This window comes from Actinacidiphila sp. bgisy145 (assembly GCF_057708125.1).
Genome location: NZ_JBYIRL010000028.1, coordinates 42934 through 68501, shown reverse-complemented (window position 1 = coordinate 68501; position 25568 = coordinate 42934). Strand labels below are relative to the sequence as shown.

The window sequence follows — 25568 nt, the reverse complement described above, 5'->3', positions numbered from 1 at the left end:
GGATGGGGGCATGGACTGGCTCGATACGGCGGACACGGAGGTCGCGGCCTCCCGGCTCGCCGGGGCGGGGGAGCAGTGGACCGGCGCCGCCGCCGAGGCGTACGCCGACGTCGTACGGCAGGCGGTGGCACGCGGCTGGCAGGACGCGGACCTGGTACGGATGGCCGGGCGCGAGCTGGGCACCGACCACCACCGGCTCGCCGAGGCCCTCGCCGCGCGGCCCGGGCGCAAGGCGCTCGCCGCATACGTGGCCGACCAGCGCCTCGACCGCTTCTCGGCCGCCCTCCTCGTCGTCGAGCTGCTGCGCCTGTACGCCACCCTCCCCCCGATCACCGCCCTCACCCCGCCCCCGCCCCCGCACCCGGGGGAAGGGGCCGCCGCAGGCACCACCGGGAAGGCGCTCGCCCGTATCCGCGCGCTGCTCGCGAAGGCCGAGTCCACCGGCTTCCCCGAGGAGGCCGAGGCGCTGTCGGCGAAGGCCCAGCAGCTCATGGCCCGGCACAGCATCGACACCGCCGCCCTCGCCGCCGCCGGCGGCACCGGCCCGGACGCCCCGACCACCCGCCGGATCGGCGTGGACCGCCCCTACGAGGGCGCGAAGGCGCTGCTGCTGGACGCGGTCGCGGCCGCGAACGCCTGCGAGTCCGTCTGGTCCGCGGAGTACGGGTTCTCCACCGTCGTCGGGCACCGCGCCGACCTGGAGGCGGTCGAGGTGCTCTTCACCTCGCTGCTGGTGCAGGCCGACCGCGCCCTGCACCGCGGCCGCACCTCCCGCTCCCGCGACTTCCGGGAGTCCTTCCTGATCTCCTACGCCGCCCGGATCGGCGAGCGGCTCGCCGCCGCCACGCGCGCCGAGGTCGCCGACGCCGCCCGCACCGCCGGCCCCGACCTGCTGCCCGCCCTCGCCGCCCGCGACCTCGCGGTGCGCGACACCACGCGCCGCCTCTTCCCCCGCACCACGGCGACCCGCCTCAAGGGCCGCGACCCCGACGGCTGGCGCGACGGCCGCACCGCCGCCGACCACGCCCGCCTCGGCGGAAGTTGAGGGCGGTTCAGCCGCGGGCGGTGTCGATGACGCAGAAGCGGTTTCCCTCGGGGTCGGCGAGTACCACGAAGTCCGCGTCGTCCGGGTAGCTGTCCCACTCCACCCGCCGTGCGCCCAGCGCCAGGAGCCGTTCGACCTCGGCCGCCTGGTCGGCGGCGTCGCCGGCGTAGAGGTCCAGGTGCACCCGCGGGTGGTCCTGGACCTCGGTCGCGCTGCGCTGGAGCGCGACCTGCGGACCGGTTCCGTCGGGGGGCACCAGCACGACCCAGTCGTCCTCGGGCGCCTCCCGGGGCACATAGCCCAGCGCCCGCGTCCAGAACGCTTGTGCCCGCGCCACGTCGGCGGCGCCCAGCACCACGGAACCGACCCTCAGCATGCCGCGCGCCCTTCGCCGTTGATCCACGTCCGCCCGGCGCAGTGTGCCGGGCCCGGGCCGAACCGGGCAAGGGCCCGGCGGAGTCAGGTGGCCAGGGGGGTGAGGACCATCGGTCGGACCTTGCCCTCGATCATCGCGCCCAGGCCGCGGACGGCGACGGTGTCGGGGCCGGGGGCGACGTGGACCGGCATGTTCGTGGCCTCGCGGAGCATCTGGTCCAGGCCGGGCATCTGCGCGCTGCCGCCGGCCAGCATGATGCCGCGCTCGGCCAGGTCGGAGACCAGGTCGGGGGCGCAGCGGCGCAGCACCGAGGTTATGCCGTCGAGCACCGCGTTGAGCGGGGTCCGCATCGCGTTGCGCACCACCTCGGTCTCGACCAGCACCGAGCGGGCCAGACCGCTGGCCATGTCCCGGCCGTACACCTCGGTGGTGGTGGGCCCGCCGGCCGCGGCCGCGCCGAGCACCTGGTGCAGCGGCCGCACCGCCTGGCTCGGCAGCATCAGCGCGTGGTTGCTGCGCAGGTGGTCCACCACGGACCGGTCGATCGCCTCGCCGCCGACCGGCACGGTCTCCGCGGCCACGATCGCGCCGAGGGACAGCACCGCGACCTGCGTCGTACCGGCGCCGCACACCACGATCATCGTGGCCTCGGGGTGCTCCACGGGCAGGCCGCAGCCGACCGCGGCGGCGATCAGCGTGTCCACCAGCTCCACCCGGCGCGCGCCGAGCCCGTACAGCGTCTCGACGGCGGCGCGGCGGGCGACCGGGGCGCTGTTGTGGGGCATGCACACCGCGGCGCGCATCACGGCGGTGCCGCGCAGCCGCAGCCAGCGCCGGCCGAGCTTGTCGCCCAGCACGTGCCGCAGCATCCGCTGGGCCATCTCGACGTCCACGACGACGCCGCCGGAGACCGGGCGGACCACCCGGATGTGGGCGGGGGTGCGGCCGGCCATCAGCTCGGCGTTCTTGCCGACGGCGATCAGCGCGCCGGTGCGGACGTCCACCGCGGCGACGCTCGGCTCGTCCACGACGACGCCGCTGCCGCGCAGGTGGACCCGGGTGCGGGCGGCACCGATGTCCACCGCGACGGTGCAGCGGCGCAGCTGGGGCAGGGTGGGGGAGAGGAAGGTGGGGTTGGGGTTCACAGTGCGCTCCCGTACGGCAGGTTCCGCGGGTGGTAGGTGGCCAGCGCCCAGATCACGAAGGTGTCGATCGCGATCATCACGATCGCCCAGATCGGCTGGTAGGGCAGGAACATGAAGTTCGCGATCAGGTTCAGCCCGGCGATGAAGATGCCGATGTAGCGGGCGAACGACAGACCGCGCAGCAGGAAGTAGCCGACCAGCAGGGCGATCACGCCCAGGACGAGGTGGATGACCCCCCAGGCGGTCACGTCGAACTTGTAGACGTAGTCACCGCGGGTACGCACGTAGACGGAGTCCTTGGCGATGCCGACGATTCCTTCGAGGACGGCGAGCACGCCGTTGATCATCAGCATCAGCCCGGCGAAGACGGCGCCACCGGTGGCCCAGGCGCTGCGGGTGTCCTCGCGCGGGTCACGGCCGGTGGAGCCCTGGGGTATCGACCCGGAAGACGGTCCTTCTGAAGGAGAGTGGCTCATGACACGAGGATTGGCCCGTCCTGCGGGCCGGGCCAGTGATGATGCGCCGAACGGGCTGCCGCCGTACGGGTCGGTCCGCGCGGGGGCGCGGCCGCGTGCTTAGGCGGGCGGGGGCCGGGCGTGGTACGCGCACCGCCCCCGTACGGCGCGGAGGCGCGGTACGGGGGCGGCGTGGGCGGGGCCGTGCGGGACGGGTGCCGGGCTACTCGGCGTCCTCCAGGCGGAAGCCGACCTTCAGGCCGACCTGGTAGTGCTCGATCTCGCCGTCGACGATGTGCCCGCGCACCTGGGTGATCTCGAACCAGTCCAGTGCGCGCAGGGTGCGCGAGGCGCGGCGGATGCCGTTGCGGACGGCGGCGTCCACGCCCTCGGGGGAGGTGCCGACGATCTCGGTGACGCGGTAGGTGTGGTCGCTCATGGCGATGTCCCTTTCGTGTGGGGGAACTCGGGGGAACTCGGGGAACTCCAGGTGAGCCAGGGGGACTTGGGGCGGGCGCGGGGAACGCGGGGGACCCGGCGCGCTCGGTCTCAGTGGTGGAACGCGGTGGCCACCGCCTCGGAACGGTTCAACGGGTGGGGCTGGCGCCGCAGTTCGGGCAGCAGCGCGGCCACGTCGTCCATCAGCAGGTCGGCCAGGTCCGAGGAGAAGCCGTTGCGGCACACCACCCGCAGCACCGCCAGATCCTGCCGGTTCGCCGGGTAGGTGTACGCCGGGACCAGCCAGCCGCGTTCGCGCAGCCGCCGCGAGACGTCGAACACGTCGTACGCCGTCACGTCCGGCGCGGTGGTGACCGCGAACACCGGGAGCTGGTCGCCCCTGGTGATCAGCTGGAAGTCGTCCAGGGCCTCGAAGCGGCGGGCGGTGCTGGTGGCGACGTCCCGGCAGGACTGCTGCACCGCGCGGTAGCCGTCGCGGCCCAGCCGCAGGAACGAGTAGTACTGCGCGACCACTTGGGCGCCCGGGCGGGAGAAGTTCAGCGCGAAGGTGGGCATGTCGCCGCCGAGGTAGTTCACCCGGAAGACGAGTTCCTCCGGCAGCGCCTCCGCGTCGCGCCACAGCGCCCAGCCGACACCCGGGTAGACCAGGCCGTACTTGTGGCCCGAGGTGTTGATCGACGCGACCCGCGGCAGCCGGAAGTCCCACGTCAGGTCCGGGTCGAGGAAGGGCGCGATCATGCCGCCGGAGGCACCGTCCACGTGCACGGGGATGTGGATGCCGGTGCGCTGCTCGTAGTCGTCGAGGGCGGCGCAGATCTCCGCGACGGGCTCGTAGGAGCCGTCGAAGGTGGAGCCGAGGATCGCCACCACGCCGATGGTGTTCTCGTCGCACAGCGCGAGCGCCGCCTCGGCGTCCAGGTGCAGGCGGTCGCCGGTCATCGGGGCGAGCCGGGGCTCCACCTCCCAGAACGTGCAGAACTTCTCCCAGCACACCTGCACGTTGGCTCCCATCACCAGGTTCGGGCGGGCGGTGGCCGGGTAGCCCGGGGTGCGCTTGGACCAACGGCGCTTGAGCGCCATCCCGGCCAGCATGCAGGCTTCGGAGGAGCCGGTGGTCGAGCAGCCGACGGCCGCGTTCGGGTCGGGCGCGTTCCACAGGTCGGCGAGCATCGACACGCAGCGCCGTTCCAGCTCGGCGGTGCGCGGGTACTCGTCCTTGTCGATCATGTTCTTGTCGACGCACTCCGCCATGAGCACGTTCGCCTGCGGCTCCATCCACGTCGTCACGAACGTGGCGAGGTTCAGCCGGGAGTTGCCGTCGAGCATCAGCTCGTCGTGCACCAGCTGGTAGGCAGCCGCCGGGGTCATCGGGCCGTCCGCCAGACGGTGCTTGGGCGGGGCGGTCTGCATCGCGCCGACCGGGTCGGCGTCGCCCAGGTAGAACGGATTGACGGAGACCTCGTGCGACGAGCCCGAGCCCTTGTGCAACGACATGGCGGGGAACCTTCCCAACAGCGGAGCCGTGAGCGTGACCGTACGTGCCCGACGTTACGACGACCCGGCCGCCCGCGCAGGGGGTACGGCCGGTCCTCAGGGCTCCCGCGCGAGCAGCGCTTCCTGCGTGAAGCGGTGCAGGGCGCGGGCGAACGCCTCCGCCTCGGCCGGCGGCCAGTGGGCCAGGTAGGCGTCGAAGCGCTCCGCCAAGCGGGCGCGCATCCGCGTCACCACCCGGGTGCCCTCCTCCGTCAGCACCAGCAGGTTCGCGCGGCGGTCACAGGGGTCCGGCTCCCTGCGGAGCAGGCCCGCCGCCTGCAAACGGTCCGCGTGCCGGCTCACCACCGAGCGGTCCAGCCCGATGTCGTGGCCCAGCCGCGCGGCGCTCTTCGGGCCGCCCCGGGCGAGGCCGCTCAGCACGGGATACGTCGCCTCGTCCAGCGCCGGGCCCAGCCCCGCGGTCAGCTCCCCGTACACCACGGCACGCGATTCCCGGCGGACGATGTCCCCGAAGTCCTCCGCGATCCGCTCCCCCGCACTGCCTTCCCTCATCCACCCACCTTAATTCCCCCACCCCCGCAGATCCCGCCCCTTGCGGTCCCTCGCCATCCGCGGGTGCGCAAGGGGCAGGACCTGACGCCGTCAGAAGCCGAGGGAGTGGAGGAGGGCGGCGTTCTGCTGGGTGGTGCGCCACAGGGCGGACTGGCGGTCGTGGACGTCGGCGACGGCCGCTTCGTGGTGGGTGAGGAGGGCGGCCGCGCGGGCGGTGAGGCGGGTGGAGAGGTCGCGGTCGTGGACGGAGACACCCCACTCGGGGCGCTCGATGTCGGCGAGGAAGTACGCCATCTTGGGGTGGGAGATGAGGCTGATGATGGGAGTGCCGCAGCCGAAGGGGACCATGCCGGCGTGGCCGCGCATGCCGATGACGAGCTTCGTCCGGGCGTAGGCCGCCCGGATCTCGTCGTTGTCGAAGTCGTACATGGGCACCACGGGGAGCGCGACACCGTGCTCGCGCCGCAGGTCGTAGGCGATCCGCTCGTCCTCCACGGTGTGCGCGACGCACCGCACCTCCGCGTAGGAGCCCAACGCGCGGACGGCGGAGGCGAGTTCGGCGAGGAAGTGGCCGTAGTCGTGCCCGAAGCGCAGCCCGGCGCGGTCGTACGCCGCGTTGAGGAGGACCGTGTCCTCGCGCTGTTCGGGATCGCGCCACCCGCGGACGATGTGCCGGGTGACCGTGGTGGGGCAGGGCTGGAACCGCACCTTGTCATGGAGCTCGGGCGGCAGCAGGCGCCGCACCTGCGCGATCGACCCGTGGTTGCACAGCCCGAAGAACGCCGCCTTCTCCGCCAGTTTCCGCAGCGCCGTACGGAACCGCTCGTGCCGGTAGGACTGCCCGTCGAAGAGGTTGAACCCGACCGCGTAGACGGCGATGGGCACCTCGATGCGGTCGAGCAGGTCGTCGGGGACGTTCCACTGCCACGCGCTGTTGCCGTTGGGCATCGTGTCGGGCAGGAACAGCCCGCCCCCGCCGATCACCAGCCCCCGCCGGGAGTTGACGCGGGCGAGGGCCGCCTCGTCGAAGAGCCGGTGGGCGTGCACGGAGTGCCAGCGGCGCGGCCCGGGATCGGGGTCGAAGGCCAGCCGTACGGCCTCGGGCAGCACCTTGTCCCCGGCGTTGCCCTGCTGCGGCATGTAGAACGCGACATGCGCCAACTGCTCCCGCGGGTCCGCCGGTTCAGCGGCCGGCGCGGCCGAACCCGCCTGCTCCGCGGGACCGTCGACCGCGGCGGCCCGCACCAGCATCTGCCGGCACGGCCGGTGCGTCGGGTCCGCGTCGAGCCCGGCCAGCGCCAACTCCCGTGCCGCGTCGTCGTCCCCGCGCACCCAGGCGATCTGGGCCAGCCGGGCGAAGGCGGGCGGCGCCCAGTTCGGGGAGGCGGTCGCCAACCGCAGGTGCGCCCGCGCCTCTTCGTCCCGCGACACGCTCATCAGCGCCTGGCCGTACACCTCGTGCGGCCAGGCGTCGTCCACGGGTATGCGCACCGAGCCGAGCAGGTCCACCGCGTCCTGGTACTCGCCCGCGGCGATGTACGCGGCCGCGACCCGCCGCGCGCAGCCGACGTCGCCGGTCCGCGCGGCGTGCGGGGCGCCGAAGTGCACCAGCAGGTCGTGGTGCGCGGCGCCGGACAGCGCCATGAAACGGGCCTGGAATCCGGCGAGTTCGGCGCCGAAGTCGGCGGAGTCAGCCAACTCCGCTTCCAGGAGCTCAGGTTCGGCCGCCGCGAACACCCCTTCCGGGTCCAGCGGCACGAACTCCTCGCCCGCGAGAGCCAGCGCCTGCGCCAACACCCCCGCCGCGCCCCGCTCCCGCGGATACGCACCCTGCGACGCCACCTCGTCCAGCCGCGCGCAGAACGCGTCCGTCAGGTGCTCCCGCTGCACCACCAGCACCTGCGTGCCGGGCGTGTCCCCGCCGGGCCGGTACGGTGCCGCCGCCAGGCCCCGGCGCAGCGTCAGCAGCCTGCCGAGCGGGCCGCACACCACCCGCTCGGCGTCCAGCACGATCACCGTGTCGTAATCACGCAGCCGGAACGCCTCCAGCACGCCGAAGGCGCCCGGCTCGACGGCACCACCGGACGCCTTCGCCCACGACGCGAGCCGGGCTGCCGACTCCGTTGCCACACGCCGCAGTTCGGCGCGCGGGTGGTAGGCGGCGACGCGCTGCGCGGCGCCCTCGGGCAGGCCGTCGTGCAGCACCAGGAAGTCCTCGCACACGGTCTGGTTGGTCAGGGCGAGGCCGCGCAGCAGCGCCGGCAGGGCGGGCAGCCGGTCGGCGTCGGCCCACAAGGCGAAGGCGATCCGCCGCTTTCCGGTGAGCGCGGCAGCGGACGAGGGCGCCGCCGGTGCGGGATGGGTGGTGGCGCTCATCGCAGTGAGATCACCGGTCCTGCGACGTTCCGGGCGCGTTCCATGACCCATGCTTTCTGGCTGGTGGCCGCCTCCTGGCCCGCGACGGGTATCGACGCCGCGCCGGGCAGGCGGAAGGGGGGTGTGCGGTGGAAGTCGAAGCCGATCAGGTCCAGCCGCGGGTTCACGTCGAGGAAGTCCAGCAGCCACATCGCCTCGAACGAGCAGGTCGGCTCGTGCGGCCAACTCCCCTCGTCCAGACGGCCGATGCCGCGTACCGGCGCCCGTAGCGACTCCTCGCCGGCGTACCGCTGGGCGCCCGGGACCAGGCGGGTGCGGACGTCCGCGCGCCACGCCGCCGCGCTGTCGCCCAGCACCAGCCGTGTGGATACCGGGCGGTCCCAGTTGAACACCTTGCGGTGGCCGGTGACATGGAGGTCGGTGCGAGTGCCGGTCGCGGCCGGGTCGATCACGTACGACGTGAAGCGGACCACCACGTCGTACGAGTCGATCAGCTCGCCCAGCGAACCGTCCCGCACCGTACCGGAGTTGGCGACCAGGCAGACCGAGCGGCCGGCGAGCTGGTTGCGGAGCCCGCCGAGGTCGAGCCAGCCGGTGCCGGCGTACGTCGGGTCCGCGATCGGGGCGCGCAGGCGGTGGCGGTGCTGGTCGGCGTAGAGCCCGATCACCCGGGCGAGTGCGCCCGGGTCGTCCGCGGCGTGCGGGAGGCGCTCCTCGATGTGGCGCACCGCGGCCGATTCCAGGGCGCGTACGGTGCCGGGGGTGCCCTGCGGAAGCAGCGCGGCCAGGGCGCGTTCCTCCGGGAGGGCGGTGCGCAGTGCCGTCGCCCGCGTACGGGCGTGCGTGTCGTGCGGGGCCAGCTCCACGCAGCGGTCGTACGCCGCCAGGGCCGCTTCCGTGTCGCCCTCCGCTTCCAGGGCGCGGGCCCTCAGGCGCCATCCCGCGCGGTGGTTCGGGCGCAGCGGGAGGACGGTGGACGCGACGGTCAGGGCGAGGTTGCGGCCCGCGTCCCCCGCGGAGAGTGCTGCTTCGCCCGCTGACACGAGGGCGTCGAGCAGGTCGTCCGTCACGGCCGGGCTCACCGGGGTGTCCTGGCCGAGTTCGTCCGCCGACGGCAGGGCGATGAGGCGGCGCCGCAGCTGCGGGTGGTCGTCCTTGCCGCGGACCGCGGTCAGGGTGCCGCACACCCGGGCGCACTCTTTCAGGCAGTCCGCCACGGTCACCTGCGGCCACGTGCGTTTCCGCGGTGCCGCCGCAGCGGGTTTGCGGGCCTCTTGCGGTTCCGGCGCGCCCTTCTGGCGTGCGGTGAACCAATGGCCCCGGCTTGTTGTCACCGCGTGAACGCTACGGCGCCCCCGTAAACCCCCGATGAACCCGTCCTTACGTCCACCCCTCCCTGCGGGGCTCTCTCCCGTCCCCGGTCCCCGCCGTTGGGGTTGCTCCCCGTCCCCGGCCGCGCCCCGGTGGGTGGCTTGTCGCGCAGTTCCCCGCGCCCCTGAGTACGTGCGGCTGCTCCGCAGCGCACGCCACCTCGCACCCGACGACGGCGAGCAACCCCGACAGGGGCGCGGGGAACTGCGCGCGAAGCCACTACGGACGCGCGGGTAGGCACGTGTCCGCAAGGGGCAACCACCCAGGGGCGCGGGGAACTGCGCGATCAGCCACAGCACACCCGCAGATAGGCACGCACTGCAAGGGGCAATCACCCAGGGGCGCGGGGAACTGCGCGACAAGCCACTACGGACGCGCGGGTAGGTACGGGCGGCGAGGGGCACCCCCGGAGGGATACGCACCCCCGGAGGGATACGCACCCTCGGAGGGGCTATTCGAGGCGGGGCTGGTGGGCGGGGGCGGGGCAGATGCGGTTGCCGTCGCCGTCGAAGACGTAGAGGTGCGCGAGGTCGACGAGGAGCGGCACGCGGTCACCGCGGCGCACCTGGATGTCGGGCCCGGTTCGGACGACGAGATCCCCGGTCTGCGTCTCCGGAGACGCCGGGGGCCGGTCGATCACGGCGGCCTGGGACGTACCCGCACCGTTGTCCCGGGCGGCGGGCAGCGTCCCCTGAAGGCGCCGCGCGGCCTTCTGCGCGAGCTTCCCGAGCCCACCCCCGGCGGAGCCGCCCGCGGAGCCACCCGCGGCGCGCCGCCCCCCGGTCCGCGCGGCCGGCGCGGGCCGCGGCGCCTCCAGCTCGGGCACGATCGCGGGCCTCGACCCGGTGTCGAGGTGGACCAGCGACTCGTGCCCCTGGTACTCCACATGCTCGACGATCCCGCTGATCACGACCTCGCCCGCGTGCGCCTGGCTGGGCTGGGCGATCCGTACGGCCTCCGACCGCAGCCCGACGATGATCGGCCGCCCCTGCTGAATCCGCAGCATCTGATGGTCGTAGCTGAGCGGCTCCGGCAGCCCCAGCCGCTGGCGGCCGAAGTCGATCCACATCCCTCCGCTGAGGGGAGCGATCACCGTCGCCTGGAGCAGATTGATCCGCGGGGTGCCGACGAACGCCGCCACGAACACGTTCTCCGGCAGGTGGTACGCGTCGCGCGGCGACCCGATCTGCTGGAGCACCCCGCTGCGCATGATCGCCACGCGGTCCCCGAGGGACATCGCCTCGGCCTGGTCGTGGGTGACGTACACCGTCGTGACGCCCATCCCGCGGGTGAGCCGGGCGATCTCGGCGCGCAGGTGGGACCGCAGCTTCGCGTCGAGGTTCGACAGCGGCTCGTCCATGAGGAAGACCGACGGGTGCCGGGATATCGCCCGGCCCATGGCGACGCGCTGCCGCTCCCCGCCGGACAGCTGCCCGGGGTAGCGGTCGAGGATCTCCTCGATCCCGAGGATGCGGGCGGTCTCGTCGACCCGCGGCCCGTGCTCCTCGCCGGGCATCTCGAACCGCAGCGGGAAACCGATGTTCTGCCGGCTGGTCATGCTCGGGTAGAGGGCGAAGTTCTGGAAGACCATCGCCATCTTCCGGTCGCCGGGCGCCAGGTCGTTGGAGTACTCGCCGTCGAGCAGCAGCTCACCGGTGGTGATGTCCTCCAGCCCGGCGATCATCCGCAGGACCGTGGACTTCCCGCAGCCCGAGGGGCCGAGCAGCACCAGGAACTCACCGGGTGCGATGTCCAGCGAGAACCGGTCCACGGCCGGCGACGGCTGCTTCGGGTAGTACTTGGAAACTTCGTGCAAGGTGATGGCGCGAGTCATAACGGGGAGCCGCCAGGTAGTTCGGACACGGGTGGTGCGCGGGTACGACACAGGCGGGGCAGGGACGGCACAGGGGCGCGAGGGATGTGGCGTGTGCGACCTGCGGTGCTTGTGTGACGTGCGGTACTTGCGTGGCATGCCGGACTTGCGAAGTTGCGTGGTCGACGCTGGCCAGACCGTAGTGCACTACTCATAGCCAGCGGAACGCTTGTACCAACACTGGATTGATACTTTTGAGTCGTGATGAACCTCGCGCTCGGACCGAGCTGGCTCGACCCGAACCATCTGATCAACACCTACGGCCTGTGGGGCGTGCTGCTGGTCGTCTTCGCCGAGTCCGGACTGCTGATCGGCTTCTTCCTCCCGGGTGACTCCCTGCTGTTCACCACCGGGCTGCTGGTCGCGTCCGGCACGCTGCACCAGCCGCTGGCCGTGGTGGCCGCGCTGATCGCGGTGGCCGCGGTGGCGGGAGAGCAGACCGGCTACTGGTTCGGCCGCAAGGTCGGGCCCTCGATCTTCTCCCGGCCGGAGTCCCGGCTGTTCAAGATGGAGAACATCGAGAAGGCGCACGCCTTCTTCGACCGGCACGGGCCGAAGGCGATCGTGATGGCCTGCTTCGTGCCGATCGTGCGGACCTTCACCCCGATCGTGGCCGGCGTCAGCCGGATGAACTACCGCAGCTTCGCGACGTTCAACATCATCGGCGGGACCCTGTGGGGCGCCGGTGTCACCCTGCTGGGCTACTGGCTCGGACAGATCGCGTTCGTCCGCGACAACATCGAGGCGATCCTCGTGCTGGTCGTGCTCGTCTCGGTGGTGCCGGTCGGCATCGAGTTCCTGCGCTCGCGCCGCAAGACCGCCGCGCAGGGCCCGCAGCCGGGTCCCGCCGCGGGCGCCGAGGGCGCCGGGTACGGCTACGGCGAGGGCGCGCCGGGCGCCGAGCGGGTCACCGAGGCGGCCGCCGGGCGGGGTGGCCGGCACCGCGCGACGAAGCGCTGACGCGTTGGGCGGGGAGCAGCCCGGCAGACCGGAGCCGGCGGAGGGGTCCGGGGCGCCCGAGCGGCAGGGGCCGGGGCAGACCGACAGCGGCGCCGCCGGCGCCGTGGACCTCGGCGCCGCGCTGACCCCCGCCGACGGCATCCCCGCCGTGGTGCTGCCGCCCGAGGGCGGGCCGTGGCAGGACCGGATGCGGGCGATGCTGCGGCTGCCCTCGACCGAGCGGCCCGCGCCTCCCGGGGACCGGTCCGCGGTCGCCGGCGGGGGCGGCGGTTCGGTGCCGCGCGTGCTCGACCTCACCCTCCGGATCGGGGAGCTGCTGCTCGCCGGGGGCGAGGGCGCCGAGGACGTCGAGGCGGCGATGTTCGGGGTGGCCTTCGCGTACGGCCTGGCGCGGGTGGAGCCGACCGTGACCTTCACACTGCTGGGCATCTCGTACCAGCCGTCGCTGACCGAGACGCCGCACACCATGAGCCGCACGGTGCGGCGGCGCGGCACCGACTACACGCGGCTGGCGGCCGTCTTCCACCTGGTGGACGGGATCACCGCGCACGAGGTGACGCTGGAGGAGGCGTACCGCAGGCTCGCCGACATCCGCCGCAACCGGCACCCGTACAGCTCGTGGGTGCTGACCGGCGCGGCCGGGCTGCTGGCGGGGGCGGCGAGCGTGCTGGTGGGCGGCGGGCCGCTGATCTTCGTGCTGGCCGCGCTCGCGGCGATGCTCGGGGACCGGCTGGCGTGGCTGCTGGCGGCACGCGGGCTGCCGGAGTTCTACCAGTTCGCGGTCGCCGCGATGCCCGCCGCCGCGATGGGGGTGCTCGTCGGGCACTACGGGCACTGGATTCCCGGGGCGACGAACCTCCAGTCCTCCGCGGTGATCACCGGTGGGCTCTTCGCGCTGCTGCCCGGGCGGGCGCTGGTCGCGGCCGTGCAGGACGGGCTGACCGGCTTCTACATCACCGCGTCCGCCCGCCTGCTCGAAGTGGTCTACCTGATCGTGGGCATCGTCATAGGGGTCACGCTCGTCCTCTATGTCGGGGTGCACTCCGGGGCGCGGCTCAATCCGGACCAGGCGCTGCGGGCGTACGACCGGCCGTGGGTGCAGCTGCCCGCGGCGATGGTGCTCACGCTGGCGTTCGCCGTGCTCCTCCAGTGCGAGCGCAAGGTGCTGGTGATCGCGACGCTCAACGGCGGCGTGGCCTGGACCGTCTTCGGGGTGCTCCACCAGCGGGCGGGCGGCAACCAGGTCGTCTGCACGGCGGCCGCCGCCGGGCTGGTCGGGCTCTTCGGGCAGCTGATGGCGCGCTACCGCTTCGTGTCGGTGCTGCCCTACGTCACCGCCGCCATCGGGCCGCTGCTGCCCGGGTCCGCGACCTACTTCGGGCTGCTCGCGCTCACCCAGCAGCACCAGTCCGCCGCGCTCAGCCAGCTGACGAAGGCCGCGGCGCTGGCGCTCGCGCTGGCGATCGGGGTCAACCTCGGCAACGAGATCGCGCGGCTCGCGCTGCGCGTGCCGGGCTCGGCCGGGCCCCGCCGCGCGGCCAAGCGCACCCGCGGGTTCTGAGCGGGCGCCGCTGTTCCCCGGGAGGCGTCACCGGCCGCCGGTGACGAAGTCCGCGAGCGCGTCGGCGACGGCTTCGGGCTGCTCGTCGGGGATGAAGTGCCCGGCGCCGGGCACGGTGACGCCGGTGACGCGGTCGGCCCACGGGCGGATCGAGGCCGCCATGTCCGGGATGGAGCCGTGGCTGCTGGAGATGCCGAGCACGGGCACGGCCAGGCGCTGCCGCTCCAGTGCCTGGTGGTTCCTGCGCGCGGACTCGGCGGCGTCCCGGTAGTAGGCGAGGGAGGCGCGCAGGCCGCCGTCGGCGGCGAGGGCCGCCGCGTAGTGGTCGAGGTCGGCGTCGTCGAAGGCGTCGGGGGCGAGGGCCTTCACCTTGAGGAACCAGGCGACGTACTCCCGTTCGCGGCCCGTGAGCAGCGTCTCGGGCAGGTCGGGCACGAGGTGGAAGGCGAAGTGCCAGGTCTTCCAGGCCCGCTCCGGGTCGGTGGGGATCGTCTCCGGGAGGGTGATGCCGGGGATGCCGGCGTCGAGCAGGGCGACCCCGTGCAGCCGGTCGCCGTGGTTCAGCGCGAGGGAGAAGGCGACCCAGGCGCCGATGTCGTGGGCGGCCAGCCAGTAGTCGTCCACGCCGAGGGCGGCCACGGCGGCGTGGACGTGGGCGGCGACGGTGTGGGTGTCGTAGCTGAGGTCGGGGCGCTCGGAGTGGCCCTGGCCCGGCAGGTCCACCGCGATGACCCGGAAGCGGCCGGCGAGGGCGGGGATCACCTGGTGCCAGGCCCGCCAGGTCTGCGGGAAGCCGGCGAGCAGGACGAGGGCCGGGCCGTCGGGCCGGCCGCCCTCGACGGCGTGCAGGCGGACGCCGTCGGCGTCGACCCAGCGGTGGGTGAAGCCGGCGAGGTCGTGCAGGGGCAGGTCGTGCAGGGGCAGGCCGGGGACGGGGCTGCTTGCGGGGCGCTGGTTCTGGGAGTCGGTCGTCACGCTCGAACGCTAACATATCTTGAACCAATCGGTTCAAGATGCGAGGATGGGCGGCGTCCGGCAGATCGACCGACCTGCGGACCGACCGACACACCGGCAGGGGAAGGCACGTGGCAGGCAAGAAGCAGTTCGACGTGGACACGGCGCTCGACGCCGCGATGGTGCAGTTCTGGCGCGCCGGGTACGCCGACACCTCCCTCGACGACCTGTCCCGGGCGACCGGGCTGAACCGCAGCTCGATCTACTCCTCCTTCGGCGACAAGGACACGCTGTTCCTGCGCTGCCTGGACCGCTACGCCGCGCGGTACGGCGAGAAGTACGACACCGCGCTGGCGGGTGCCGGCGCCGAGCCCGTCGCGGCGGTCCGCTCGTTCTTCGACGTCACCCTCGCGCGCATCGCCGACCCCGAGCTGCCCGACGGGTGCCTGATCGCCCAGTCGGCCATGGCGGTGCCCGTGCTGAGCCCGGCGGTCGCGGCGCACGCCAAGGAGGCGCTCGGCTTCCAGTTGCGACGTCTGCGCGCCGCCTTGCGGGTGGGCCGCATGGCCGAGCAGGACGCGGAGCGCTTCGCGCTGCACGCGGCGGCGGTGAACCAGTCGCTCGCCGTGATGAGCCGGGCCGGGGCGGGCGCGGAGCAGTTGCGCGCCATCGTGGACGTCACGGTCGGCGCGCTGGAGCGGGCGCTGCCCGCGGCCTGAGGCGGAGCGTCGCGTCGTACGGTGGAAACGGTGCGTTCAGAATGGAGGGATTGCGTGGAAGAGCGGGATCGCGTGCGGGAGCCGCAGGCGGGCAGGGGCGGGCGCCCGAGGAGCCAGTCGAGGAAGGCGGCGATCCTGGCGGCGGCGGGGGATCTGATGATGGAAGGGGGGCTGAAGGCGGCGACGATGGAGGCGATTGCCGCGCGCGCGGGGGTGGGCAAGGCGACGGTCTACAAGTGGTGGCCGTCGAGGGGTGCGGTGGCGCTGGAGGGCTTCATGCTCCGCGCGGCGGACTCCTGGCGGCTGCCGGAGAACGCCTCGGCCGAGGAGTCGCTGCGGGTCATCGCGGTCGCCGCGGTGCGCCTGTTCACGCAGAGCCCGGCCGGTCCGCTGATGCGGGCGCTGGCCGCGGACGCGCAGTCCGACCCGGAGATCGCGCAGGCGCTGCGCGAGCAGTGGCTCTCGCCGCGGCGGGCGGTCACCACCGAGGTGCTGCGCGAGGGCATGCGCTCGGGCGAGCTGCGCCCGGACCTCGACATCCCCGCGACGATCGACATGATCTTCGGCCCGATCTACTTCCGGCTGCTCTTCGACCACGAGCCGATGGACGAGGAGTTCGCCGCGCGGGCCGTGCGGCAGGCGATGGCGGGGATCGGGGCGGGGGCCGGGAATAGCTCGGCTCGGCCCGTTGCTCAAACTGAACGTGGCGTTCAGTAATGCGCCGCTCAACCCTCTGGAGCATGGAGAACCACCGTATGACGACCAGCGGCCCGTCCCCGTCCGCGCCCCCGACCATCGCGGCTCCCGCGACGTCGGCGCCGACCGTTGCCGAAGCCCCCCGCTCCCTGCGCTGGGTGATCCTCACCCTCGCGTTCGCCTGCGGCGCCAGCGTCGCGAACCTCTACTACGCGCAGCCCCTGCTCGGGCTGCTCAGCCACTCCTTCGGCGTGAGCAAGGGCACCGCCACCATCGTCGTGACCGCCACCCAGATCGGTTACGCGCTGGGCCTGGCCCTGCTCATACCGCTCGGCGACCTCCTGGAGAACCGCCGGCTCGCCTCCCGTACGTTGCTGGTCACCGCCGCCGCGCTCGCCGTGGCCGCGTTCTCCCCGGACTTCTGGGTCTTCCTCGCGGTGTCGGTGCTGATCGGCGTCACCTCCGTGGTCGCGCAGATCCTGGTGCCGCTCGCGGCGCACCTCGCCCCCGCCGAGTCGCGCGGGCGGCTGGTCGGCCAGGTGATGAGCGGGCTGCTGCTCGGCATCATGCTGGCCCGCTCCGTCGCGAGCTTCGCCGCCGCCGCGTGGGGCTGGCGCAGCATCTACGCGATCTCCGCGGTCGTCATGCTGCTCACGTCGCTGGCGCTGCTGAAGCTGCTGCCGGTCCGCAAGCCCGAGCACACCGCGCGCTACGGCACCCTGCTCGCGTCGGTGGTCGGCCTGGTGCGTTCCGAACCGGTGCTGCTGCGGCGGGCGTTGACGCAGGCGAGCATGTTCGGAGCGTTCACCGCGTACTGGACGGCGGTGGCGTACGAGCTCGCCGACCGCCACCACATGTCGCAGAACGGCATCGCCGTCTTCGCCCTCGTGGGCGCCGCCGGCGCGGCCTCCGCCCCGATCGCCGGGCGGCTGGGCGACGCCGGGCGCGGTGTCGCCGGACGGGCGGTGGCGATCCTCACCGGTCTGGTCGCGATGGTGCTGGCCGGGCTCGGCGTCGGCAACCTCGTCCTGCTCGCGCTCGCGGGCATCCTGCTCGACTTCGCGGTCCAGGGGCACCAGGTGCTCAGCCAGCGCGACATCTACGGCCTGCGGCCCGACGCCCGCGCCCGCGTCAACTCCGTCTACATGACCACCGTCTTCCTCGGCGGCGCCGCGGCCTCCGCCGCCACCGGCGCCGTACGCTCCGCCTGGGGCTGGACCGGCGTCACCACCATGGCCGCGGCCCTCACCGCCGTCGCCTTCCTCCTCTGGTCCCTCGACCACCTCCGCCCCACCCGGGGGTGAACGAAAGGCGTGGCGCGGCGCGGACGGCGTGCGGGATGCATACGGACTGGCGGTGGACGGCCGACGCGTGCCCAACGAGCGGCCGGTGCGTTCAGCGCAAGGAGAGCAGCATGACGTCGTGCAGGTCGGCGCCGTCCCACGGTCGAGCCTCGCCCACCTTGCGATAGCCCCAGGCGCGCACCGCAAGTTCCATGAGGCCGAACGTGTGGTGCCCGTCCTCGCGGCGCATAGCGTCCGGCACCGGTTCGGCGAGCTGCTCCCACCATCTCGTGTTCGCGCTGAGCGGGTAGCCGTAGGCGATGCCGACCGGTTCGCCGGCCTCGCCACGAGCCAGGGCAGCGCGGAAGGCGGCCTCGCGCCCGAAAGTCACCCGCGGAGGTGGTGGGTGGTGTTGCCCACCAGGTGGATGTGGACGCGGCGTTCGGTGAAGCGCCATTGGCCGTCGTGGCGTGCGAAGCGGTCGTGGTAGCGGCCGGCGGCGACGGGTTGGAGGGGGAAGTCGGGGAGGGCCTGGAAGACGGTGACGTAGGAGCGGGCGGCGGCGGTGCCGGCTTCCTCGTCGACCTCGACGGCGATGTTGGTGGTGGCGTGGTGGGTGCGCGGGGTGCCGTCGTCGTAGCGGATCACGCTGTCGCGGAGCATGCGCTCCACCCCGCCGCCGCGGCCTTCGACGGGGGCGCCGCTGCCGACGAACACGGCGTGCTCGAAGAGCGCGCCGACCCCGGCGAAGTCCCCGGTGTCGACCAACTCCGCGTAGCGGACGATCAGATGGGTGATGGCGGTCTCACTCGCAAGGTTGCTCACCAGGCGGAATCTACCCAAGGTGCGCTGCTCACGGCGGTCGGGCGGCACCCGGGCAGCGCCCCCGCGGCAGCTCGGGAAAGGGGCGGGAGAGCTCGGGTACGCGCATGTATAGTTGCGGGCTGTTGTCAGTATTCGAGTGAATGACGGGCGACTTCGGGGGAGGCGCGCGGGCCGGGCCGCTTTCGGCGTCGCGCGTCGAAACGGGGTTACGCGTCATGCGAGTTCGGATTCGTACAGCTCTTCCCGCGATAGCCGCGGTCATCGTCGGCGGCGCGCTGCTCACCGCGTGCAACGACGACTCGGGTTCCTCCTCGGACGACGCGAGCGCGTCGGCCACCACGTCGTCGGCCGCGCCGACCACCACCGCCGCGCCCACCACGAGCGCCACCGCGACCACCGACGGCAGCGGCGGTTCGTCCGCCACCGCGGTCACCGTGAACAAGTCGTTCACCGACGACGTGATGGGCGAGAAGGCCACCGTCCTGAAGTACATCAGCGGGTACCAGCCGTCGGCCGCCGCCAAGAGCAAGTTCTCCGCGCTCGCGGACGAGGAGGTCGTCCTCGTCGACGTCAAGGTCACCGCGAGCAGCACCTACTACGACACCTTCGGCGCCGACTCCTTCTACCTGACCGGTATGTCGAACGGCATCGACCAGGCGAGCACCACCATCCTCGACGACGAGATCAAGGCGGCCGGCTACCCGCCGCTCCCCGACGCCGAGACCGGCAAGACCACGACCGGCTGGGTCGTCTTCACGCCGGCCAAGGACACCACGAAGCTCGTCCTGCGCTACAAGCGGCTCGCCGCCACCACCTCCAACGGCAAGTCCATCGCGGCGAAGAACTTCGACATCCCGCTGAACTGACCTGCGCCCCGACCTCAGTGGCCCGCCGGAATTCATCCGGCGGGCCGCTGCCGTCAACCGCGGTGCACCCCCGGAACCCCTTCCGTGCCGCCCGCAACAGGGGAGAATGGCCCACAGCCACCGTCCTTCGTGGAAGGAACCACCGTGCACCGCCGTGACGTTCATGCCCCGCACACCGCTCACCCTGCCCGCGACCGTTCGACGGCCGTCCACCCGTCACCCAGGACCGCCGGGCCCGAGGGCCCCCTGCTGAACCTGCAACGCACCGCGGGCAACGCCGCCGTGGCGCGCGCGGTGACCGCCGCCAGGACGGACGGGCAGCAGACCGCGAGGAGCGTGTCCGCGGGAGGCGTGTCCGCGGGGGGCGCGCTGTCGGTGCAGCGCGCGGAGCCGGAGATGCGGCCCACGCCCAAGGGCGACTCCTCGGGGTTCGGCGGCGCGCTCGACGAGAGCGACGTCAAGCTGCTCGGCCAGGCGGCCGGCGAGGTCCACAAGATCATCGAGGAGGCGCGGGCCAAGGACCCGGAGAAGCAGGTGCTGCTCTTCATCGGCGTCGGAACGGGCAACCCCGCGGCCGCCTGGGGAAACCCCACGCACGGCGGCGTCGGCGGGATCACCGACAAGGACCAGCACTCGCCCGGCTTCCTGGAGAAGGCCGGCGAAGCGGGCTACACGGTGATCGCGGTCAACTTCAACGTCGGCGCCGGCAAGGAGATCACGCAGTCCGGCGGCACCGGGCCCGTGGTGAAGCTGGACGTGCCCGCGAAGTTCCCGCTCGACGCGGACGGCCACGAGAAGGCGAAGGACGCCATGGCGAGCCTGCACGCGGCGGCCGGAACGGCGAACCGTTTCGCCGTCATGAACGCCGTCACGCAGACCGACTACCAGCCCCTCCTCGACCTGGCGGCCACCAAGTCGAAGGGCCAGTCCGCCTACCTCAAGTCCTACATGCAGACCGGCCAGACCAGCGCCTTCTCCCCGATGAACAAGAAGCGCGGCCAGCACATCGAGGGCAGCAAGTTCGCCTCGATGAGCGACGTGTTCTTCGCGGACGCGGAGTAGCGCCCTCCCCGCCGCGTGGCGCAGGTCACGGGAACCGGGCGGGGCGGGTGGGCAATACGGGGTGTGAGTCACTCAATCTACGATCGGCTGCGCGGGGGTGACCCGGGGGCGCTGGCCGAGGCGTTCCGGGAGCACGCGGACGCCGTGTACCGGTACGCGCTGTGGTCCACGGGGAACTGGGCCACGGCGGAGGACGTCGTTTCCCTGACGTATCTGGAGGCGTGGCGCTCGCGGGAGCGGCTGCGCCCGGAGGAGGGCGCCGGGCTGAAGCCGTGGCTGCTGGGCATCGCCACGAACGTGCTGCGGAACACCGCCCGTTCGGCCCGGCGGCACCAGAGGGCACTGGCGCGCATGCCCCGCGCGGAATCCGTCCCGGACTTCGCGGACGAGGTGGCCGGGCGGCTGGTGGACGCCGAGCAGGTGGCGGCGGCGAAGGCGGCGCTGGAGGGGCTGCGGCGCAGCGAGCGCGAGGTGGTCACGCTGTGCGTGTGGGGCGGGTTGGACTACGCGTCGGCGGCCGAAGCACTCGGCATACCCGTCGGCACGGTGCGCTCGCGGCTGTCCCGCGCCCGGGCGAAGCTGCGCGACTCCGTCGGGCACCGGAACCTCCCGGGGGCCAGCGGACAGCTACGGCAGACAGGCAGCATTCCGGCTCGGACCGCTCAGGAGAACCTCGCATGAACACCGCCGAACGTGCCGCACACGAAGCCGACTTCGCCGCACGCGACGCCGAACTGGCCGCACATGACGCCGAACTCGCCGCACTCCGCGCGATGCTCCCGCCCCCCGCCACCCCCGGCCTCACCCCCACCCGCCGCACGCAACTCGAAGCGCACCTGATGCGCGAAGTCGCCGACGGTACGCCCGCCAAGCCGGCCAACCCCACCCCCGCCTTCCGCCGCCGCCTCACCCCCACCCGCTCCATGTCCCTCGGCGCAGCCGCCGCCGTGGTCGCGGCCACCGTCATCGGCTTCGCCGTCACCGGCGGCGCCGGCCAGACCGCCGTCGCCGCCGCCCCCGCCCCGCTCAAGGTGGAGCACTCCCGCCCCACGGCCCCCCTCGCCACGGTCGCCGCCCGCGCCGCCGCCTACGCCGCGACCCACTCCGGCGCCGCCCACCGCGGCACCCACCGCCGTGAATGGGCCCTCGGCATGTGGGACGACGGCAAGCACCAGCCGGAACAGGTCCCGGTCAGCGAGACCCGCGACCACTGGAACGCCGACGGCAGCGCCGAGGTGGAGGACATCAAGAACGGCAAGGTCGTCCACCGCACGCACAAGCCGGCCGGGACCTGGCAGCAGTTCGCCGCTTTCCGCACCGCGCCCCCGGACACCGTCGACGCGCTGGCCGACGTCCTGGCGCAGGACAACCCGGACACCCGCGGCAGCGCGTACTGGACGATGGACGCCACGGAAGCGCTGCTGCGCGAGTGGACCCCCGGCCCCGCCCTGACCGCCGCGATCGACGGCCTGCTCGCCCGGCAGTCCGGGGTACGGGCGCTCGGCCCGGTCGAGGACCGCGCGGGACGCCAAGGCCAGGCGTACGCCGTGGACTTCAAGGGCACCGTGCGCTGGACGTTCGTCCTCGACGAGTACACCGGCCGCATCCTCGGCACCGAGTTGTCCAGCATCAGGACCGACCCGAAGCTGCGGCTCAAGCCCGGTGACGTCGAGCAGTACGACGTCTACCTGGACTGACACCGGGCCCGCCCGCGCCCCGCCCCGGTCCCCGCCGCCTCACCCCCGCCCGAAAGCACGCAGGTTGACTTGGAGCCGACTCGAAGTCCTACGGTCGCAAGCGTATCGACCAGTCGGGCAGATCGAGAGAAGGGCACCACCATGCGTGCGGCTACTACGTGGTTCATCACCGGGACGTCGTCGGGGTTCGGGCGGCTGTTGACGGAACGGCTGCTCGCGCGGGGGGACCGGGTGGCGGCGACGTTGAGGCGGCCGGAGGCGGTGGCGGGGCTGCGGGCGGAGTACGGCGAAGACCAGTTGTGGGTGGGGGAGTTGGACGTCACGGACGGGGAGCGGGTACGGCAGGTGGTGGGGGAGGCGTTCGGGGCGTTCGGGCGGGTGGACGTGGTGGTGAACAACGCGGGGTACGGGGTGTTCGGGGCGGTGGAAGAGGCGGACGACGCGCAGATCCGCCGGGTGATCGACACGAACCTGCTCGGGTCGATCCATGTCACCCGGGCCGCGCTGCCCCACCTGCGGGCGCAGGGAGGGGGCCGCATCCTCCAGGTCTCGACGGCGGGCGGCCAGACGACCTACCCCGACTTCGGCTACTACCACGCCTCGAAGTGGGGCATCGAGGGCTTCTGCGAGACGGTGGCACAGGAGATCGCCCCGTTCGGCATCGGGATGACCATCGTGGAGCCCGGCGCGACGCCGACCGGCTTCGGCGCCGGGCTCGACCAGGCCCCGGCGATGCCGGAGTACGACGGGACGCCCGCGGGAGAGGTGCGCCGTGCGCTCGCCGACGGCACGTTCGGGCTGCCCAACGACCCCGGGAAGATCGCCGACGCGATGATCGACCTGGTCGATTCGGGTGCGACGCCGCTACGGCTCCCGCTGGGCTCGGACACGTACGACGACGTGCGCGCGTCGCTGGTCGCACGGCTCGCGGAGCACGAGGCGCACCGCGAGGTGGCGTACTCCGTGGTGCGGGACGACCTGGCGTGATGACCTCACATGATGACCTGACGTGACGGTGCCGGGCGGGGCGGGCGCTACGCCGGGTCGGGGCGGGTGGGCGCGCACGGGGCGTTGAACTCCAGGACCGTCGTGGTGGCGGACCGGACGCCCACCCCGAGGACGAAGGAGGAGTGGGGGAGGGTCGCGGTGGTGCGGAGGGTGGGGGCGTCGGAGTAGTTGAGGGTGTAGCCGCGGGCGGTGAAGAGGGCGTCGGCGGCGGCGACGAGGGCCTGGGCCCGGGCGCGGGGAAGCGTGAGGACGACACCGTAGACGTAGCGGAAACGGTGCTGCCCCGGGGCTTCGGCGCCGCAGCGGGTCCAGGTGTCGCGGTAGGGGGCGGTGGCGGGCGTGCCGATGGTGGGGCGGAGGGCGGCGAGGGTCTGCCGTACGAGCGCGTGGGCCTGGGCCGAGACGGCCCCGGGCGCGACGTCCCCCTTGTGGGCGGCCCCGCACGCGGCGATGAGGAGGGCGAGGAGGGCGGCGGCGATGCTGCCCGCGCGCGGGACCCCGGTCACGGCTGTTGCCGCAGAAGGGCGTCGGCCACGGCACGTACGACGTTCAGCCCGCTGTCGATGACCGAACTGCCCGCGTCCTCCAGGTCGTTGAGGGCGCCGACCGGGTCCCCGGTGACGAGGTCGGCCGCCGCGCCCACGACGGTGCTCTGCGCCTGCCCGACCTCATGGAGTGCGTCCCCGGCGTCCTCCAGCGGCCGCCCCCAGTGCCCGCCGAGCGCGTGGCCGGCGTTCTGGAGCGCTGAGCCCGCCAACTCCTCGGTGCCCGCGAGCGGATTGACGGCGAAGTCCGCGAAGTTCGGCAGCACCCCGACCCGGTCCTCGGTGGGCATCGCGCTGACGTCCTTGGTCCGCCCGGTCACGATGGCGGCCATGTTGTCCAGGGACGGCCCGGCGTCCCAGTACTGGCTGTGCGCGTTCGCCGCGGAAGTGCCCGCCCCGGAGTCGAAGGTACGGCCGCCGAAGTCCCTGGACGTCGGGTCGTTGCCGAAACGGTCGCTGTGCGTGTCGAACCAGTGCAGCGGCGAGGGCGAAAGGCCCAACTCCGGTATCGGGTCGAACTTCTTACGGCTCGCCCACACATGCCCCGCCCCGATCCCGAGGTCGGACGCCATGTCCACGGTGACCCCGGGTGACCCGATGAAGACCACGTCGTCCGGGCGCATCCCGAACCGCGCGCACGCCTCGCCCACGAGCGTGGACCCGTAGCTGTGGCCGACCACCGTCAGATGTCCTCGACCGGTGTGCGACGCCCGCAAGGCGCTGACGAATGAGGCGAGTCGGGGAGCACCGGTGTCGGCGAAGCCCTGCGACGCGGGACCGGGCACGTTCCACCCGGGGGCGTCGTAGCCGAGCCAGTACACGGACGCGGTCGAGCCGGGCCGCTTGCCGTTCGCCGCCTCGAAGAGCGCCAACGACCGGTCCACGTCGCCGCCGTCGCCGTCCGCCCCGGCCCCGGGTACGTACACGGCGGTGTTCGGCGCGGTGTCGGGGTTGCCGAAGGACAGCGCCACATGGCCCTTGCCCGCGGTGTCGAAGCCGAGCAGATACGTACGCGGGTGCAGGGGGTCGTCGATGTAGGCGGCCAACTCCTGCAAGGAAGCAGGGCAGTCCGGCTGCTTCACCCGCTCGGCCAGCCGCAGCCGGCTGAGCTTGTCCGCGTCCACCGCGGGCAGCCCCTGGAAGGCGGTGATGCCCTCGGGGGAGGCGTCGGCGTACGCCTTGAGGAAGTCCACGTCGTCCAGGTGCTTCGCCAGGTCGCTCGCCACGAGGTCCAGCCCCGCCTGGTCGTGCCGCAAGGTCGCCTGCTGGAAGAGGTACGCGTCCGCGACCGGCACGGAATACGGCTCGGGGACCTCAACCCGCGCATGTCCCTTGGCCAGTTGGGTCGCCAGCGCGTGCCGCCGCCGCAGGTCGGGCAGTTGGTCGCGGGTCCAGGACGCGATCGCCGCGAGCTTGCGCAGATTGGCGGTGTCGAGACCGTAGCGCTCGAACCGGGCACGCAGAGAACGGCAGTTGGCGTCGAGCGTGCGCGCACCGGCGTCCATCTGCTTGATGGCCTCGCCGAGCACGGCCACGTCGATGGCCGCGAACTTCGTCATGGGGCCCCCGGGGAAGAGGAGTCGGGGACAGGCTACGGCGCCCGCCCCCGGACCACCTCACCAGCCGTGCTCGTGGTCCGACTGCATCTGCCGCGCCTGCCCTTCGGTCACCTGGAGCGGCTCCGCCTTCAACGCGTTCTCCACGACCTCCCGCAGCCCGCCGGTCAACGTGTGCACGGAGTTCTTCCGCCCGGCCAGGTCCGCGTGGAACCGCGCCGCCTCCGCCGACCCGATCCACGCCTTGCCGCCCCCGAAGTCGGCCGCGGGCTTGTCCAGCACGGGCCGCATCGCGTCGAGCGCCTCGTCCATGTCCGCCAGCAGCGACTGGAGCCAGGCGCGCCGCGGGTTGTCCACCATCTGTCCGGTCATTCCGGTCCTCCCGGCTCTCTCCCCGGTCGCGTAGCTCGGATGTCCGTGACGTTAGCGGACCCCTGCGGGGGCGTGTGGGCGGAAGTGGGCGACCGGTGTGGCAGGTGGGGACGAGGATGACCGATCTTGAGCTGATCGTGAGCGAAAGCTGACGTTCCGTGTACGTGAAGGGGTGTCAGGTCCTACGATCTGCTTCAGGTGAGCCTTTGTCCGGGCAAAGGGGCTTATTTGTCCATGCCCGCAGGCAATGCGGTGAGCCGTGACGGATCAACGAAAACGAAGGGGGCCAGGTCAGCGCCTCGACGGCCGTACGCGGCC

Annotated in this window: 25 protein-coding genes and 1 pseudogene; 11 read left to right on the top strand and 15 right to left on the bottom strand. The window is 72.9% G+C overall.

What is annotated here, in order from left to right:
* The first annotated feature begins 10 nt into the window (after positions 1 to 10).
* A complete protein-coding gene (locus AC3ERT_RS24340) occupies positions 11 to 1045 on the top strand; it encodes a DUF2786 domain-containing protein (RefSeq protein WP_435176795.1) in 1035 nt (344 codons plus the stop codon).
* A gap of 7 nt (positions 1046 to 1052) precedes the next feature.
* On the opposite strand, the gene AC3ERT_RS24335 is transcribed toward AC3ERT_RS24340, so the two are convergent.
* The 9 genes from AC3ERT_RS24335 to AC3ERT_RS24295 all read right to left on the bottom strand — a co-directional run bounded on the left by AC3ERT_RS24335 (position 1053) and on the right by AC3ERT_RS24295 (position 11107).
* Positions 1053 to 1421, bottom strand: a complete 369-nt coding sequence (locus AC3ERT_RS24335) for a VOC family protein (protein WP_435176793.1) — start codon at positions 1419 to 1421, stop codon at positions 1053 to 1055.
* Positions 1422 to 1504: 83 nt separating this feature from the next.
* A complete protein-coding gene (locus tag AC3ERT_RS24330; protein ID WP_335970615.1) occupies positions 1505 to 2566 on the bottom strand; it encodes a rod shape-determining protein in 1062 nt (353 codons plus the stop codon).
* On the bottom strand, positions 2563 to 3042 hold the full coding sequence (locus AC3ERT_RS24325) for a DUF7144 family membrane protein (protein ID WP_335970616.1): 480 nt from the start codon (positions 3040 to 3042) through the stop codon (positions 2563 to 2565). Before AC3ERT_RS24325 ends, AC3ERT_RS24330 begins: the two co-directional genes overlap by 4 nt.
* Positions 3043 to 3244: 202 nt before the next feature.
* Positions 3245 to 3460: a dodecin gene (locus AC3ERT_RS24320; RefSeq protein ID WP_435176791.1), complete on the bottom strand. Its 216-nt coding sequence runs from the start codon at positions 3458 to 3460 to the stop codon at positions 3245 to 3247.
* Between the two features lie 110 nt (positions 3461 to 3570).
* Positions 3571 to 4974, bottom strand: coding sequence for a glutamate decarboxylase (gad, locus tag AC3ERT_RS24315; protein ID WP_335970620.1), 1404 nt, complete (start codon positions 4972 to 4974; stop codon positions 3571 to 3573).
* A gap of 96 nt (positions 4975 to 5070) precedes the next feature.
* A complete protein-coding gene (locus AC3ERT_RS24310) occupies positions 5071 to 5526 on the bottom strand; it encodes a MarR family winged helix-turn-helix transcriptional regulator (RefSeq protein WP_435176789.1) in 456 nt (151 codons plus the stop codon).
* A 90-nt stretch (positions 5527 to 5616) separates the two neighbouring features.
* Positions 5617 to 7902: a polysaccharide pyruvyl transferase family protein gene (locus AC3ERT_RS24305; protein ID WP_435176787.1), complete on the bottom strand. Its 2286-nt coding sequence runs from the start codon at positions 7900 to 7902 to the stop codon at positions 5617 to 5619.
* Positions 7899 to 9089 (bottom strand): tetratricopeptide repeat protein, encoded by a 1191-nt coding sequence (locus AC3ERT_RS24300; protein ID WP_435176785.1) that lies wholly within the window; start codon positions 9087 to 9089, stop codon positions 7899 to 7901. The genes AC3ERT_RS24305 and AC3ERT_RS24300 overlap by 4 nt, the downstream gene beginning before the upstream one ends.
* Positions 9090 to 9724: 635 nt before the next feature.
* On the bottom strand, positions 9725 to 11107 hold the full coding sequence (locus tag AC3ERT_RS24295) for an ABC transporter ATP-binding protein (protein WP_435176783.1): 1383 nt from the start codon (positions 11105 to 11107) through the stop codon (positions 9725 to 9727).
* A gap of 243 nt (positions 11108 to 11350) precedes the next feature.
* Here AC3ERT_RS24295 and AC3ERT_RS24290 point away from each other — a divergent pair, with 243 nt between their 5' ends.
* Positions 11351 to 12106, top strand: a complete 756-nt coding sequence (locus AC3ERT_RS24290) for a DedA family protein (RefSeq protein WP_435128874.1) — start codon at positions 11351 to 11353, stop codon at positions 12104 to 12106.
* Positions 12107 to 12110: 4 nt separating this feature from the next.
* Positions 12111 to 13667 carry a threonine/serine exporter family protein gene (locus tag AC3ERT_RS24285; protein WP_335970630.1) on the top strand — a complete coding sequence of 519 codons (1557 nt, stop codon included), beginning with the start codon at positions 12111 to 12113 and terminating at the stop codon, positions 13665 to 13667.
* A 27-nt stretch (positions 13668 to 13694) separates the two neighbouring features.
* Here the strand turns inward: AC3ERT_RS24285 and AC3ERT_RS24280 are convergent, their stop codons facing one another.
* Positions 13695 to 14642, bottom strand: coding sequence for an alpha/beta fold hydrolase (locus tag AC3ERT_RS24280; protein WP_435176781.1), 948 nt, complete (start codon positions 14640 to 14642; stop codon positions 13695 to 13697).
* A 110-nt stretch (positions 14643 to 14752) separates the two neighbouring features.
* Between AC3ERT_RS24280 and AC3ERT_RS24275 the strand changes: the two genes are divergently transcribed.
* The 3 genes from AC3ERT_RS24275 to AC3ERT_RS24265 are packed head-to-tail and all read left to right on the top strand — an operon-like array spanning position 14753 to position 17340.
* Positions 14753 to 15340, top strand: coding sequence for a TetR/AcrR family transcriptional regulator (locus tag AC3ERT_RS24275; RefSeq protein WP_435176779.1), 588 nt, complete (start codon positions 14753 to 14755; stop codon positions 15338 to 15340).
* A gap of 54 nt (positions 15341 to 15394) precedes the next feature.
* Positions 15395 to 16057 (top strand): TetR/AcrR family transcriptional regulator, encoded by a 663-nt coding sequence (locus AC3ERT_RS24270; RefSeq protein WP_435176777.1) that lies wholly within the window; start codon positions 15395 to 15397, stop codon positions 16055 to 16057.
* 23 nt (positions 16058 to 16080) lie between these two features.
* Positions 16081 to 17340 (top strand): MFS transporter, encoded by a 1260-nt coding sequence (locus AC3ERT_RS24265; protein WP_435176775.1) that lies wholly within the window; start codon positions 16081 to 16083, stop codon positions 17338 to 17340.
* 91 nt (positions 17341 to 17431) lie between these two features.
* On the opposite strand, the pseudogene AC3ERT_RS24260 reads toward AC3ERT_RS24265, so the two are convergent.
* Positions 17432 to 17698: pseudogene (locus tag AC3ERT_RS24260) on the bottom strand (GNAT family N-acetyltransferase); the annotation flags it as partial.
* 8 nt (positions 17699 to 17706) lie between these two features.
* Entirely contained in the window at positions 17707 to 18144 is a 438-nt protein-coding gene (locus AC3ERT_RS24255; RefSeq protein ID WP_435128466.1) for a nuclear transport factor 2 family protein, read from the bottom strand.
* Positions 18145 to 18359: 215 nt separating this feature from the next.
* Between AC3ERT_RS24255 and AC3ERT_RS24250 the strand changes: the two genes are divergently transcribed.
* From AC3ERT_RS24250 to AC3ERT_RS24230, 5 genes are all read left to right on the top strand, one after another.
* Entirely contained in the window at positions 18360 to 19010 is a 651-nt protein-coding gene (locus AC3ERT_RS24250) for a hypothetical protein (protein WP_435128463.1), read from the top strand.
* Positions 19011 to 19154: 144 nt separating this feature from the next.
* Positions 19155 to 20072, top strand: a complete 918-nt coding sequence (locus AC3ERT_RS24245) for a hypothetical protein (RefSeq protein WP_435176773.1) — start codon at positions 19155 to 19157, stop codon at positions 20070 to 20072.
* Positions 20073 to 20135: 63 nt separating this feature from the next.
* Positions 20136 to 20753: an RNA polymerase sigma factor gene (locus tag AC3ERT_RS24240; RefSeq protein ID WP_435176771.1), complete on the top strand. Its 618-nt coding sequence runs from the start codon at positions 20136 to 20138 to the stop codon at positions 20751 to 20753.
* Positions 20750 to 21769, top strand: coding sequence for a CU044_5270 family protein (locus AC3ERT_RS24235; RefSeq protein WP_435128454.1), 1020 nt, complete (start codon positions 20750 to 20752; stop codon positions 21767 to 21769). The genes AC3ERT_RS24240 and AC3ERT_RS24235 overlap by 4 nt, the downstream gene beginning before the upstream one ends.
* A 141-nt stretch (positions 21770 to 21910) precedes the next feature.
* Positions 21911 to 22756 carry an SDR family oxidoreductase gene (locus AC3ERT_RS24230; RefSeq protein WP_435128451.1) on the top strand — a complete coding sequence of 282 codons (846 nt, stop codon included), beginning with the start codon at positions 21911 to 21913 and terminating at the stop codon, positions 22754 to 22756.
* 47 nt (positions 22757 to 22803) lie between these two features.
* Here AC3ERT_RS24230 and AC3ERT_RS24225 read toward each other — a convergent pair whose 3' ends face one another.
* Genes AC3ERT_RS24225 through AC3ERT_RS24215 form a run of 3 tightly spaced genes read right to left on the bottom strand, consistent with a single transcriptional unit; the run spans position 22804 to position 25250 of the window.
* Positions 22804 to 23283: a hypothetical protein gene (locus AC3ERT_RS24225; RefSeq protein WP_435176769.1), complete on the bottom strand. Its 480-nt coding sequence runs from the start codon at positions 23281 to 23283 to the stop codon at positions 22804 to 22806.
* Positions 23280 to 24881: an alpha/beta hydrolase gene (locus AC3ERT_RS24220; RefSeq protein WP_435176767.1), complete on the bottom strand. Its 1602-nt coding sequence runs from the start codon at positions 24879 to 24881 to the stop codon at positions 23280 to 23282. Before AC3ERT_RS24220 ends, AC3ERT_RS24225 begins: the two co-directional genes overlap by 4 nt.
* Before the next feature lie 57 nt (positions 24882 to 24938).
* Positions 24939 to 25250, bottom strand: a complete 312-nt coding sequence (locus AC3ERT_RS24215; protein WP_335970652.1) for a hypothetical protein — start codon at positions 25248 to 25250, stop codon at positions 24939 to 24941.
* Positions 25251 to 25568 lie beyond the last annotated feature (318 nt).